This is a genomic window from Bacillus methanolicus PB1, from assembly GCF_000262755.1.
Lineage (GTDB): Bacteria > Bacillota > Bacilli > Bacillales > Cytobacillaceae > Bacillus_Z > Bacillus_Z methanolicus.
Genome location: NZ_AFEU01000003.1, coordinates 736,424 through 749,685 on the forward strand (window position 1 = coordinate 736,424; position 13,262 = coordinate 749,685).

14 protein-coding genes are annotated in these 13,262 nt (G+C 38.0%); 2 read left to right on the forward strand and 12 right to left on the reverse strand.

The annotated features are described in order from the left end of the window. Positions 1-135: 135 nt before the first annotated feature. From PB1_RS13370 to PB1_RS13410, 9 genes are all read right to left on the reverse strand, one after another. Complete coding sequence (locus tag PB1_RS13370; protein ID WP_004437540.1) at positions 136-1,305, reverse strand: D-alanyl-D-alanine carboxypeptidase family protein; 1,170 nt, start codon at positions 1,303-1,305, stop codon at positions 136-138. Positions 1,306-1,428: 123 nt separating this feature from the next. Further along, positions 1,429-2,733, reverse strand: coding sequence for a pyrimidine-nucleoside phosphorylase (locus tag PB1_RS13375; protein WP_004437543.1), 1,305 nt, complete (start codon positions 2,731-2,733; stop codon positions 1,429-1,431). 45 nt (positions 2,734-2,778) lie between these two features. Further along, positions 2,779-3,963 carry a phosphopentomutase gene (gene deoB, locus PB1_RS13380; protein ID WP_004437545.1) on the reverse strand — a complete coding sequence of 395 codons (1,185 nt, stop codon included), beginning with the start codon at positions 3,961-3,963 and terminating at the stop codon, positions 2,779-2,781. Positions 3,964-4,155: 192 nt separating this feature from the next. Then, positions 4,156-5,049 carry a site-specific tyrosine recombinase XerD gene (gene xerD, locus PB1_RS13385; protein ID WP_004437547.1) on the reverse strand — a complete coding sequence of 298 codons (894 nt, stop codon included), beginning with the start codon at positions 5,047-5,049 and terminating at the stop codon, positions 4,156-4,158. Between the two features lie 7 nt (positions 5,050-5,056). Continuing rightward, entirely contained in the window at positions 5,057-5,284 is a 228-nt protein-coding gene (locus PB1_RS13390) for a YqzK family protein (RefSeq protein WP_004437550.1), read from the reverse strand. Positions 5,285-5,414: 130 nt separating this feature from the next. After that, on the reverse strand, positions 5,415-5,870 hold the full coding sequence (fur, locus tag PB1_RS13395; protein ID WP_004437552.1) for a ferric iron uptake transcriptional regulator: 456 nt from the start codon (positions 5,868-5,870) through the stop codon (positions 5,415-5,417). 176 nt (positions 5,871-6,046) lie between these two features. Then, positions 6,047-6,688: a stage II sporulation protein M gene (spoIIM, locus tag PB1_RS13400; RefSeq protein ID WP_004437555.1), complete on the reverse strand. Its 642-nt coding sequence runs from the start codon at positions 6,686-6,688 to the stop codon at positions 6,047-6,049. Between the two features lie 183 nt (positions 6,689-6,871). After that, entirely contained in the window at positions 6,872-8,035 is a 1,164-nt protein-coding gene (locus PB1_RS13405) for an endonuclease Q family protein (RefSeq protein WP_004437558.1), read from the reverse strand. Next, the gene (locus PB1_RS13410) at positions 8,032-8,589 is read right to left on the reverse strand and encodes an NUDIX domain-containing protein (protein WP_004437560.1); all 558 of its coding nucleotides are present in this window, start codon (positions 8,587-8,589) and stop codon (positions 8,032-8,034) included. Before PB1_RS13410 ends, PB1_RS13405 begins: the two co-directional genes overlap by 4 nt. Before the next feature lie 275 nt (positions 8,590-8,864). Between PB1_RS13410 and PB1_RS13415 the strand changes: the two genes are divergently transcribed. Continuing rightward, a complete protein-coding gene (locus PB1_RS13415) occupies positions 8,865-9,788 on the forward strand; it encodes an aldo/keto reductase (RefSeq protein WP_004437563.1) in 924 nt (307 codons plus the stop codon). Between the two features lie 491 nt (positions 9,789-10,279). On the opposite strand, the gene PB1_RS13420 is transcribed toward PB1_RS13415, so the two are convergent. Then, positions 10,280-10,525, reverse strand: coding sequence for a YqkE family protein (locus PB1_RS13420; protein WP_004437565.1), 246 nt, complete (start codon positions 10,523-10,525; stop codon positions 10,280-10,282). A 187-nt stretch (positions 10,526-10,712) separates the two neighbouring features. Continuing rightward, positions 10,713-11,909, reverse strand: coding sequence for an NO-inducible flavohemoprotein (gene hmpA / locus PB1_RS13425; RefSeq protein WP_004437569.1), 1,197 nt, complete (start codon positions 11,907-11,909; stop codon positions 10,713-10,715). 271 nt (positions 11,910-12,180) lie between these two features. Here hmpA and PB1_RS13430 point away from each other — a divergent pair, with 271 nt between their 5' ends. After that, entirely contained in the window at positions 12,181-12,621 is a 441-nt protein-coding gene (locus PB1_RS13430) for an RrF2 family transcriptional regulator (RefSeq protein ID WP_004437575.1), read from the forward strand. Positions 12,622-12,726: 105 nt separating this feature from the next. Here PB1_RS13430 and PB1_RS13435 read toward each other — a convergent pair whose 3' ends face one another. Beyond that, the gene (locus PB1_RS13435; RefSeq protein WP_004437577.1) at positions 12,727-13,176 is read right to left on the reverse strand and encodes a hypothetical protein; all 450 of its coding nucleotides are present in this window, start codon (positions 13,174-13,176) and stop codon (positions 12,727-12,729) included. Between the last annotated feature and the right edge of the window lie 86 nt (positions 13,177-13,262).

A 13,262-nucleotide genomic window follows, 5' to 3' on the forward strand; every position in this document is an offset into this window, starting at 1 on the left:
ATTTCTTTTCTGCTTATGAAAGTGCCGCCACCTTATAGTGAGTCATTCGCGATTGAATGTTTTATATCCTTCCTTTAATACAAAACTAGTTAGAATTCGCTAAAAGTAGAATTATTTAGGCTGAATTCGACAACATTAAACGCCGGAATTTGTGAACATTCCAAATGACCGTTTAAAAAGCTGCCACCATGTAGCTTTTTCAACGTTTTTATTCGCAACAAGTGGACTCTCGACAAGAACTTTCCCATCTTTGATTAGTTTAATTGAACCTATTTCGTCTCCTATCTTGACTGGAGCCTTTATATTGTCATTAATGGCAACTTCCTTTTTAACGCTCTTAATGTTTTCGCCTTTTTTCGTTAACAGTGAAATTGGTTCACTTGTCACAGCTTCTACTGTTTTCATACTTCCTTTGCTTACTTTTGCCTTACCCATGATATGCTGCCGTTTGTACATCGGATGTGTTTCATACTGGCTGAAAGCATAATCAAGCAATTTCGTTACTTGTGCATTTCTTTCCTTAGAAGTTGGAGAACCAAAAACAACAGCAATCACGCGCATGCCGTCTTTTTTGGCAGTTGCCGTCAAACAATATTTTGCTTCATTAGTAAAACCGGTCTTCAACCCGTCTACTCCCGGATAAAAACGAACGAGCTTATTTGTGTTTACCAGCCAAAATTTTTTATCCGTGTTTTCACGCAAGTATCCTTCATATGTACCCGTAAATTTCGTTATTTGATCATACTTCAAAAGTTCTTTTGCCATCATGGCCATATCATATGCTGTACTGTAATGATCCTTCGCAGGCAAGCCTGTTGCATTTTGGAATTTTGTATTTTTCAAGCCTAATTCCTTTGCTTTTTTATTCATCATATCGACGAATGCTTCTTCCGATCCTGCAATCCTTTCTGCCATTGCAACAGAGGCATCGTTTCCTGAAGCGATTGCGATTCCTTGGAGCATTTGCTCGGTAGTCATTTCTTCACCCGGTTCAAGAAATATTTGCGAACCTCCCATTGAGGATGCATATTCACTTGTCCGGATTTTCTCATTCATTTTTAGTTTTCCTTCGTCTATAGCCTCCATAATTAACAACATTGTCATTACCTTAGTCATGCTGGCAGGCGGCAATTTTTCATGAATATTTTTCTCAAACAATACTGTTCCAGTATCCCGTTCAATTAATATAGCAGACCGGACGTTATCAACTAGCTGTACATTGTTTTTCTCTTCCGCAAAAGCAATGGTTGAAAAAGCGGAAAACATTAAAAATGAGATAACCATCATAGAGAATATTCGTTTCATGGCATAACCCTCCATTCTTTATAACTCCATTTTTTCCATTAGAAACATTTTTATACAATTATTTCCTTGATTAAAATAAAAAAGCCAGGGATGCCAATTTCCCTGGTTTTTTTCCATAAATTCTTATTCAGTAATTACTTCATGAATCAATTTTGGCGGGTTCATTATTTCAGGCGTTATTTTGATGTTTACATATAATTTTTCTTTTATTTCGTTTATATTTTCAAAATTGCTGTGGATTGTGACCAATGATTCTCCTTTTTTCACATGGTCGCCAATTTTTTTGCGAAGGACGAGGCCTACTGCCAAATCAATGGAAGATTCTTTTGTAGTTCTGCCTGCACCGAGAAGCATGGCTGCTGTTCCTACTTCATCAGCAACGATTTCTGACACAAAACCGTCTTCTTTCGCCTCAAGTTCAAAAGTGTATTTTGCTTGCGGAAGCTTCGATGGGTCATCCACCACCGATGCATCTCCCCCTTGAGAGCTTAAGAATCTTTTTAACGATTCAAGCGCAGAGCAGTCCTCTATTGCTTTCTCGAGCATTTGCCTTGCTTCCGTCAATGAATTGGCTTTTTTGGCAAGGAGGACGATATGGCTTCCGAGAGTCAGGCAAAGTTCCGTCAAATCTTCCGGCCCCTCCCCTTTCAGCGTATCAATTGCTTCTTTTACCTCCAATGCATTTCCGATCGCCAAACCGAGCGGCTGGCTCATATCCGAAATAACAGCCATTGTCTTCCGGCCGACATTGTTGCCGATCCGGACCATTGCCCTTGCCAGTTCCCGGGAATCTTCAAGCGTTTTCATAAAAGCTCCCGCACCTGTTTTCACATCTAATACAATGCAGTCTGCACCTGCGGCGATTTTTTTGCTCATAATCGAGCTTGCAATAAGAGGAATGCTATCGACTGTTGCGGTTACATCTCTTAAAGCGTAAAGTTTTTTATCAGCCGGAGTTAAGTTCCCGCTTTGGGCGATGACAGCTATTTTGTTCTTATTGACGAGATCAATAAATTCTTGGTTATCAATTTCTGCGTGAAAGCCCGGAACTGATTCCAGCTTATCAATCGTTCCCCCGGTATGTCCAAGTCCGCGGCCGGACATTTTCGCAACAGGTACACCGACAGATGCTACAAGAGGCCCAAGAACAAGCGTTGTCGTATCACCGACTCCCCCTGTTGAATGTTTATCAACTTTAATTCCTTCTATTTTCGAAAGATCGATTTGATCTCCTGATTCCGCCATTGCCAGCGTTAAATCAGCTCGTTCTCTTTCCGTCATGCCTTGAAAGTACACGGCCATTGTCAATGCACTCATTTGATAGTCAGGAATCGATCCATCTGTATAACCTTTAATAATAAACTGAATTTCCTCTGTCGTCAGTTCTTTTCCGTCGCGTTTTTTTTCAATTAAATCAACCATTCTCATCGTTCATCACCACTTCTTCCGAACCTTATTTCCCTATTTCTTTCATTATTTTAAATCACCGAGAAAACTTGTTCCGTAGTTCGGCATTTTTACATGAAAATTATCAGCTACCGTTGCGCCGATATCTGCAAACGTCTCACGAACAGGCAGCTCTTTTCCTTCCGCAAATTGTTTTGAATAAACGAGAAGCGGCACATATTCACGGGTATGATCAGTCCCTTTATGAACGGGATCATTCCCATGGTCAGCTGTAATAATTAATAAATCATCTTCCTTCATTTTCGAAAATACTTCAGGGAGTCTTGCATCAAATTCTTCAAGCGCTTTTCCATATCCTATCGGATCGCGGCGATGCCCGTAAATTGCATCAAAATCAACTAAATTTAGGAAGCTCAGTCCTGTAAAATCCATATCAAATGATTGGAGAAGCTTATCCATTCCATCCATATTTGAACCAGTCCGCAATGATGTTGTAACGCCCTCTCCGTCATAAATATCTGATATCTTTCCGATCGCAATCACATCAAATCCGGAGTCCTTTAATTCATTCATGGCCGTGCGGCCGAAAGGTTTCAGCGCATAATCATGACGATTGGATGTTCTTTTAAAGCTGCCCGGCTCTCCTACGAAAGGTCTTGCGATTACCCGTCCGACCATGTATTTTTCATCCAGAGTGAGCTCCCTGGCGATTTTGCAAATTTTGTATTGCTCCTCAATTGGGATGATTTCTTCATGAGCTGCAATTTGAAGTACGGAATCTGCAGAAGTATAGACGATTAATGACCCGGTTTTCATATGTTCTTCGCCAAGTTCTTCAATAATTTCTGTTCCGCTTGCCGGTTTATTTCCAATTACTTTCCTTCCTGTACGCGATTCCAGCTCAGAAATTAGTTCAGCAGGAAAACCATCAGGAAATACTTTGAACGGTGTAGAAATATACAATCCCATTATTTCCCAATGTCCTGTCATTGTGTCCTTGCCGCTTGATGCTTCCTTCATTTTTGTGTAATACGCAAGAGGTTTTTCCGCTTTTTCAATCCCTTTAATTTCTCTTATATTGCCAAGCCCGAGCTTACCCATGTTCGGCATATTGAGGCCGCCCATTTTTTCAGCTATGTGGCCTAGCGTATCAGCACCTTTATCATCAAACTTTTCAGCATCGGGTGCTTCTCCGATGCCGACCGAGTCCATGACAATTAAGAATATTCGTTTATATGTAAATGAATCCATTTATTTTCCTCCTTATTCTGAATACGTCACATGAAATTCAATATAAGTAATGTTTCCCTCTTATTTATCGATTAACCATGTTATATTCGTCGGAAGTCTGATCTCATAATATTTATTTTACAAATAACCGAAAGATAAAGATATAAAAAGCTGCCAAATTTTAAGGCAGCTTTTTGAAATTCTATGAATCTCCTATGCGCGTGGATGGAATTGGCTATAAACATCTTTCAATCTTGTTTTTGTCACATGGGTATAGATCTGCGTTGTAGAAATATCCGCATGCCCGAGCATTTCCTGAACTGCACGAAGATCAGCACCGTTTTCAAGAAGATGGGTAGCAAATGAATGACGCAGTGTATGGGGAGTCAATTCTTTTTCGATTCCCGCTTCATTTGCCAGACGTTTTAATATTTTCCAAAAACCTTGCCTCGTTAACCGTTTTCCATGATGGTTCAAAAATAAAGCTTCCTCTGTACTCTTTTTTGTCATAAATTTTCTTCGTCCGTTATTCAAATAGCTCTCAATCGCTTTAGCTGCCGTTCTTCCGAGCGGAACGATTCTTTCTTTGTTTCCTTTTCCAATACAGCGGACAAATCCCATTGTCAAGTGGATATCTCCAACATTAAGGCCAATTAACTCACTGACACGGATGCCTGTTGCATACAGCAATTCCAGCATTGCTTTGTCTCTAAGCCCATAATGGTTGTCCAGCCGAGGCGCATTAAGCAATGTTTCAACTTCTTCGAGGGTCAATACTTTCGGCAGTTTTCGCTCAAGTTGCGGAGATTCAATATGTACAGTTGGGTCATGGTCTGCCGCTTTTTCCCTCAGCAAAAACTGATGAAAAGCCCGGACAGATGCCACATGCCTTGCAAGAGTTTTCGAAGATTTGCCTTGGTCTTTTAAATACTTGAGAAAATGAACAATATGTGTTCGCTGTACAAGATTCAAATCTGTAATTGTTTCAATGTTTTTTAAGTATTTTAAATAACTTTTCAAATCCCGTTCATAAGAAACAATCGTATTTTTAGCCAAACCTTTTTCTACAATGAGGAAATGCATAAAGTCTTTCAAACGGTCTTCCATATATTCATTACTCCCCATTTAAATAAAAAAGTTTCAAGCGGTCCAGCCAGGAAGCGTCCTTGCCCGATTCATAACCGGAAACCTTGACTGCCGCTCCTTTCGGTTCATCGTAGCGGTGATAATTTTGATATTCTTGATTTATCCACATAATACCATAATAAAAAAGAATTGTGCATCCTGTGAACAAAATAAACACTTTAACCGTTTGAAAAACGAGCTTCAGCCAAGATTTCATAACCGATCCTCCAAAACATCAATCTAATAGTAAAAGGTATGCCAAATTGGACAAGAATTATACCTGTTTTTTGAGGTGTCGGTTGCTTTAACTGAAAAATAAGAAAACCTTTTCCATATTAGAAAAGGCTTTATTCTTGTTTATTTTCTTTTTCTTGGCATCGATGACAAATGCCGTGAAATGTTAAGCGATGGTCTTTAATTTTAAATTTCCAATCCCTCTCTACTATTGCTTCTACATCTTCAAGTAAATCTTCCTGAATTTCATCTACGGCTCCGCATTCAATACATACTAAGTGGTGATGGAAATGGTCAGCACCCTCCTGGCGTAAATCATACCGGGAAACACCGTCGCCAAAATTTATTTTGTCGACTATTTTCAACTCCGTCAGAAGTTCCAATGTGCGGTATACAGTAGCAAGACCGATTTCAGGCGACTTCTCTTTAACGAGGAGGTATACATCTTCCGCGCTCAAATGATCCTCTTCGTGTTCAAGCAAAACACGGACTGTCGCTTCACGCTGAGGCGTTAATTTATAGCTTGACGTATGCAACTGTTTTTTTATTCTATCGATTCTGGTTTCCATTCCGAAGGCCCTCCCTTGCACTGTCATTATCATTATAACAGATAGAAAGATAGATTCAAAATAAAATAATTATAAATAAGAAAAAATAATTCTTTTTATTTAAGAGTAATTATAAAATATATTACATATATATAAACAAAAGAACTGCCCGGCAAAGAGCAGTTCCATCTATTTGTTCATTTTCCTGAACTTACAATCGCCTTCATCAAAACAGGAGAAATATATGCTTCAATCCCTGCTGCAGCTGAAATGAGTACGACAGCCAGGAAAAATGCAAGGACATATCGGCCAAATAACGGCATAACAGGCGGGGTGATTTTTTTAAGAAATTGCCTGCGAATCATTTTTAAAGAAAAGCTAACCGACAGTGTTGCAGTAATAATAAAGATCGGAATTATAATCAAATTTTGCGGAAGAACGGAAAGAAATGAAAGGATGAAACCATCCCATCCCATTTGGTTTACGAGAAAGCCGACAGTAAATCCAATGACCAATCCTTTTATAAATAATAAAATTAAGATGACAGGCAGACCAATAATGGATATTCCAAGCACCCATATTAACCCGATAAATTTACTGTTATGAAAAAAGCTTTGGAAAAATAAATCATTTGCTTCCGCCACCTTGCCATCGGAAACCTGGTCAAAAAACTGTGACAAATAATAAAATAAATCTTCTTTTTGACTGAAACTTAAGCTATTGACAACGATTGCACCAAAAATAACCCCCATCAAGAACAAAACTATGATAAATAAATAAATTGAGGAATGCTCGCGAAAATGGATGGCAGCAGCGTTCTGGTACATTTTTTTCTTCATTGCCCTTCCTCCTATTAATCGGTTATTAAATTCATATGCTTGTCTATCAAATGTATAACCTAAACTATGAGGAAATTTTGGGCATGTTTCTTCAACGGGGGTCTGGCCCTCAACGCTTTATCGCGTTAACGCAGCGCGGGTCTGGCCCTCAATCCTTTAAAGCGTTAAAACCTTTTTTTTGAGCTATTCGGATATCCTACCGTACTTTCCTCCACCGCCTGCTTGTAAAGTTAATTCTCCGGCACGGGCTTTCATTATAAATGTTGCGATTTTTTCCGGGACGACTTCCTTTAGAGCAGAAAAAGGAACTTCATGAAGAATTGCCATTTCTGTACCAAAATGGCCGAGAAGTTTTGCCCGCAATTTTAGACCAAGACCCGGAATGAATTCAAGCGGTACTTGGTGTATGTATGGTGGTCTGCCTTTAGGACCTGTTTTTGCTGTTTTCAATTCATGAATCCGGTCGGATACCCCTTTTATTATTTTAGAATGACCGCAATGACTGCACCTTTTGCTTTCAATATCAACAGATGAAAAACATTTAGCACAGACCGTTTGGTGGTATTTTCCAAGTAGAGGATCCATCCCGTAATTTGCAATGATCTTTCGTTTTCCTTCACCTTGTAATGCTTTCCTCAGCTCTGCAAATGAAGGATCATTCATTTGAATAATCTGATATTCCCGAGCGATTTTGCCGAGGGAATGAGCATCAGAGTTTGTGAGAAACGGATATTCGTGCAATTCTCCAAGTTGGTCTGCCATTGATGTATCAGCACTCAAGCCAAGTTCAATTCCATCGATCAAGTCGGGGTAAAACGCTTCTGCCAAAGATCGCTCGACACCGCTTCCATAAAGGCTTTTAAAAGGGGTAAAAACATGGGCGGGAATAAACAGCCCGCCCAGTTCTTTTACTTTATGCTGCAATTCTTTTCCCGATACATAAATTCTTTGTGAGCTGAGATTTATGTTTTTCACATGATGTTTCAGCCATCTTGAGAAAATGCTCATGGCATTCCATCCTGAAAAAAAGCAAAGCACATGGATTGGTCCTTTACAATTCGCATCAAAAACTTCCAATTCCGAACCTGGGATTATGGCCATGCCGTCATACATCAATCCGCCGTCCGAATATTCTGTCAAATAACCTTGCTCTAATAATGAGTGCATTTCCTCCAAAACCTCAGGTGAATGGCAGTCGATGACACCGATCATGTTAAGTCCTTTTTCGTCTCTCGCATGCGTGATCATGTTTGTAAATGTCAGTGATTTTGCACCGGTTATTTTAACGGCTTTCCCGGATTGTGTTCTGCCTATATGGATATGCAGATCTACATAAAAAAGGTTCATTTATTTTTGAGAGCCTCTTGAAGCTGCAAATATTGAACGGCAATTACAGTTTTTGAATCGTAGATTCTCTGTTCTTTTATATATTGAAGCGCTTCCTCAAGTGTCAGTTCAATAAGATCGACAAACTCATCCTCATCCAGTCCTGCTGCATTTTCCTTTTTGGACAGTCCTTTTGCTACATATAAATGAATAATTTCATCCGCAAAACCAGGAGAGGTCGCAAAAGAGATCAACCATTCCATCTGTTCGCATTGATATCCCGTTTCCTCTTCTAACTCGCGCAATGCGGTAATACGCGGATCTTCACCTTTTTCCAGTTTACCGGCAGGAATTTCAACTATTGATTTTTCTAGTGGCTTCCGGTATTGTTCCACCATCACGATTTTATTTTCATTTGTTACTGCGATTACAGCTACAGCACCAGGATGCCTAACAATTTCCCGCTTTGATGTTTGTCCGTTTGGTAGCTCAACATCGTCTACTTGCAATTTGACAACTCTTCCCGAAAAAATTTGTTCTGTTTTTATCGTTTTTTCCTCAAATAATTTTCCCATTTATCTACACTCCTTTTCTATTCATAAATTTTGTGTCCATACATTTTACCATACATTAGTTAATGGAGTATAGAATAAAAAATATAAGTTCAAATTAAAAAAGTTTGAGACGGCAGGAAAAGCTTGAGAAAATAGCGTAAAAATATTAAAATAAATTCCAATTGTCTGAAGATTATTTTATCTCTTCTAAACCAACCAAAAAAGCCAATTCATTTGTGGTTGTTTCGGATTGTTCGATAAAATGAAATAAAAGATATGAAACGAGGTGAATTTTTTTGGAAAAAAAACAGCTGGGAAGATCAGACTTGATGGTGAGCAAACTCGGTCTTGGATGCATGTCCCTTGGAACGGACCAAAAAGCAGCAAGAGAAATAATTGAGGCTGCCCTTGAGGAGGGCGTCAATTATTTTGATACAGCCGATTTGTATGATTTCGGCGAGAATGAAAAAATCGTCGGTCAATCATTAAAAGACGTCCGTGAAAAAGTGATCATTGCAACAAAAGCAGGAAATCGCTGGAATGACGACAAAACGAGCTGGAGATGGGATCCTTCAAAAGAGTACATAAAAGAAGCTGCGAAGCGAAGCTTAAAACGGCTTGGGACTGATTATATTGACCTTTTCCAGCTCCACGGCGGAACAATTGACGATCCGATTGATGAGACAATCGAAGCTTTCGAAGAATTAAAAGCGGAAGGGATTATCCGATATTACGGAATTTCATCAATACGCCCGAATGTAATCCGGGAGTATGTGAAAAGGTCAAATATTGTTTCCGTTATGATGCAGTACAGCATTTTGGACCGCCGTCCTGAAGAAGAGGCGCTTTCACTATTAAATAACCATCAAATAAGCGTAGTTGCTCGGGGACCTGTTGCAAAAGGCTTGCTAAGCGGCAAAATGCTTGAAAAAGCTTCAAAATCAGTGAAAGAAAATGGATATTTGGACTACAGTTATCAAGAATTAGAACAAGTCCTGACAGCTTTAAAAGAAAAGGCTGCGGGTTCCCGTCCTCTTACTGAAATCGCCTTACAATACGATCTGTCCCATCCTGCCGTCGCTGCGGTCATTGCCGGCGCCAGCTCCGTGCAGCAAGTAAGAGAAAATGTGCGTGCTGTCATGAGCGAGCCGCTTTCACAGGAGGAAGTGGAGCTAATCCAATCTTTAACAAAACTAAACAAGTATGATCAACATCGATAATGTTAAAAAAAGAACTTGGTTTTCTTTTATAATATTTAGATTGAAATAGAATCGGTTCGACGGCTCATGAATGAAATGATAGTCTCTTAGTTTCATATTGTTGGCTCATAAAATGAAACAAATGTATAATATCCTCAAGTTTTGGTGAAGGTTAAAGCTTATATCAGATCGATGGCTCATAAAATGAAACAAAGGCTCATATTTTGAAATAAGGGCTCATATATTAAAATAACGGCTCATATTTAGAAATAAAGGATCATATTTCAAAATAAGGGCTCATAACCTACATTAAAACGAATTACGAAGGTGTCGATAGACTAAAAATGCCAAGCCTGACGATAGATTCGGGTTCAGCCTGGCAATTTTCAGATTAAATGTGCCTTTTATCATTGGTTTATGCGCCACTTTTAATAAATTATAAGCCAGTTTTAAACATTTATGAGCCACTTTTCAATAAATGAACCACTTCCTCTCTTTTCATAGGTTCAACATTATTTAAAGTCCTTCCAGTTTAAATTGCTTTCTGAAAGCAGTTCTTCAAATGATTTATTTTTTTCCCGCTGGCGCCGTTCTTCCCTTTTTCTTTGTTCTTCTTCTTTCTGTCTTCGTTCTTCTTCTGCCTTCAGTTCTTTTTGTTTTTCTTTTAATTGCTTCATCAAATCTTGATTCAGCATATCGCCTAACGTAACCATGCTTTCATCTTTTTTCGGTTTATGATTGGATGGTTGTCTTTTCATTCCTCATTCCTCACTACCAAATAATTTGAAAAATATTATATCATCATGTTTATAAAAAATGACAGGGAGATACTCACAAAAGTTGTTTGTCATATATATTGCACATTAAATATGATTAAAAAGAGCTCACAGTGTACACTGTAAGCTCTTTTTCGATTCTTCTCTTAGAGGAGCAAAATCTTTTATGTTATAGTTTCATACTTGGCCCGAAGAATTCGTAATGAATTGCTTCTTTTTTCACGCCAATATCTACTAATGCTTGATAAATGGCTTTCATAAATGGAACAGGTCCGCACATATAGTAATCAGCATCTTTGTTTTCAATTACTTCTTTCAGCCATTCAGACGTAATGTATCCCTCTTTATCAAAGTTTTGCGCAAGCTTATCTTCTTCAGTCGGTTCGGAATAGCAGAAAAGAACTTTTGCACCTAATGAAGATGCTTCTTCACGAAGAGCATGATATTGTCCATTTCTTGCTGCATGGATAAATGTGATATCACGTTCCGGCTGTTCTTTTGAAGCAACCTTTAACATACTTATTAATGGTGTAATCCCTACTCCGCCGCTGATAAGTACAAGAGGCTTTTTACTCTCCATATTTAAAACAAAGTCACCTGCAGGAACACTTACTTCAATTGTATCTCCCTCATTTACAAAGTTATGCAGGTAATTAGAAACTACTCCCTTTGGTTTGTGTTCTTCTGCTTCGCGCTTAACCGAAATGCGATAATACTCTCCATTCGGAGCATCAGATAAACTGTATTGGCGAATTTGTGTATACTCGCTGCTCGGTATTTTGACGCGGACACTAATATACTGACCCGGCATGAAAGAAGCTACCTTTGAACTGTCTTTTGGTTTTAGATAAAAGGATGTAATAACATCACTTTCTTTTATTTTGTTTGCAACATAAAATTCTTTGAAATCTCTCCATCCGCCTTCTTTGCTTTCTACTTCTTCATACATCTCTTTCTCAATAGAAATAAATGTATCTGCCAGAACACCGTATGCTTCTGTCCAAGCTTGAATGATTTCATCTGTAGCTGCATCTTTTAATACATCTTTGATCGCTAAAATTAAATATTTTCCTACGATTGGATAATGCTCCGGTTTAATTCCGAGGCTGCGATGTTTATGAGCAATTAGTTTCACATCAGGCATGATTTTTTCAATCTGGTCAATATAAACCGCAAATGCATAAACCGCATTAGCTAATGCTGATTGCTGTCTGCCTATTTTTTGATTCGTATGGTTAAAAATATTTAAAAGTTCCGGATGCGCCTTTAACATCGTCGCATAAAAACGCTTTGTAATTTCTTCACCATGTTTTTCCAATACAGGAACAGTACTTTTTATAATTTCAATCGTTTTCGCACTTAACATTTTCACTCATCCTTTTTAAATATGCATTTTAAATACATCTTTATAGTAAAAGAATTTGAAGTAAAAAGATATATTTTATATACATCTTTAAAAAAAATGTCACAATTTCTAATGTGATTATGATGAAAACAGCGGCTGCTTTTCTTAATTCTTTGCCAAAGTTAATATATTTATTAGCAGCTTATTTCTCATTAGGAGAGCGTAAACCTTACTAATAGTTAGGAAAAAATGCTATGATAAGGATACCTTAAATGAACCAGGGGTTAGTGAAATGAGATTAACAAATTATACGGATTACTCGATTCGTGTTTTATTATATCTGGCATTAAAAAAAGATCATGAATTAAGCAATATTAAAGAGATTGCAGAAGCCTATCACATCTCAAAAAATCATTTAATGAAAGTTATTCATGAGCTCGGAAAGCTTGGTCTTATAGAGACGATCCGGGGACGCAACGGCGGCATACGACTTGCAAAGCATCCCCGCGACATCAATATCGGGGAAGTCGTAACCCACACAGAGGAAGATTTTCACGTGGTAGAGTGTTTTCATCGCGAGGGAAATCAATGTCTCATCTCACCCTCTTGTAAATTAAAACATGCTTTTTATGAAGCACTTCAAGCATTCATCACTGTCTTAAAAGGGTATACATTAGAAGATCTGACTCAAAACAAAGACGAGCTCCAGCAGCTTTTACGTTCTAAAACGTAAATTATAGAAAAAATCGGAGGGAAATTTACATCGCCGCCATAACAACACCTGACTATACTAAGAAATCAAGCGTACAGTATTGAAGATGTACGCTTTTGCTTTCTTTTAACTACCAATTCCATGCTCTTTTATTGAATTAAATAATACCTTTTTTAGTTCCTTGGCATGATCTTTGTCTAAAATTCCAAAGTTTTCTGTTTCATCGGAACTAATAATGGTTGCTGTTCCATTTTCCTGATTGAACCATATCAAATATTCAACCAATTTCTCAAGCATATTTTCGTCAATCTCAAAGAAAAGAATAGCTTTTACATCTTCTTTTCTCGACATCTTTGCCTCTACATATTGTTCCCATTCAATTTTTTCAAATATCTTATTTAACATATTCACCGTGTCTTTATCTGTAATCATTACAGCTTGGCTATAACTTCCGTCTGATTTCACTTCTTGAACATCGACTCTCGTTAGTTGTTTTAAATCACTGCGGCAACCAATCAATAGCAAAGTGAAAAAGGAAAATACCAAGAAGTTTACAATCCATTTTTTAATATCCAAATACCTCCTTTTAACTACAAGAATGATCAATAGTTATTCTGTAATTCCTTATAAATTCCTTTAATTAGGTAAGAAAATTCAAAATT

Coding starts and splice junctions, on each gene's coding strand:
- PB1_RS13370 (WP_004437540.1), bottom strand. CDS start 1,305: ATGAAACGAATATTCTCTATGATGGTTATCTCATTTTTAATGTTTTCC.
- PB1_RS13375 (WP_004437543.1), bottom strand. CDS start 2,733: ATGAGAATGGTTGATTTAATTGAAAAAAAACGCGACGGAAAAGAACTG.
- deoB (WP_004437545.1), bottom strand. CDS start 3,963: ATGGATTCATTTACATATAAACGAATATTCTTAATTGTCATGGACTCG.
- xerD (WP_004437547.1), bottom strand. CDS start 5,049: ATGGAAGACCGTTTGAAAGACTTTATGCATTTCCTCATTGTAGAAAAA.
- PB1_RS13390 (WP_004437550.1), bottom strand. CDS start 5,284: ATGAAATCTTGGCTGAAGCTCGTTTTTCAAACGGTTAAAGTGTTTATT.
- fur (WP_004437552.1), bottom strand. CDS start 5,870: ATGGAAACCAGAATCGATAGAATAAAAAAACAGTTGCATACGTCAAGC.
- spoIIM (WP_004437555.1), bottom strand. CDS start 6,688: ATGAAGAAAAAAATGTACCAGAACGCTGCTGCCATCCATTTTCGCGAG.
- PB1_RS13405 (WP_004437558.1), bottom strand. CDS start 8,035: ATGAACCTTTTTTATGTAGATCTGCATATCCATATAGGCAGAACACAA.
- PB1_RS13410 (WP_004437560.1), bottom strand. CDS start 8,589: ATGGGAAAATTATTTGAGGAAAAAACGATAAAAACAGAACAAATTTTT.
- PB1_RS13420 (WP_004437565.1), bottom strand. CDS start 10,525: ATGAAAAGACAACCATCCAATCATAAACCGAAAAAAGATGAAAGCATG.
- hmpA (WP_004437569.1), bottom strand. CDS start 11,909: ATGTTAAGTGCGAAAACGATTGAAATTATAAAAAGTACTGTTCCTGTA.
- PB1_RS13430 (WP_004437575.1), top strand. CDS start 12,181: ATGAGATTAACAAATTATACGGATTACTCGATTCGTGTTTTATTATAT.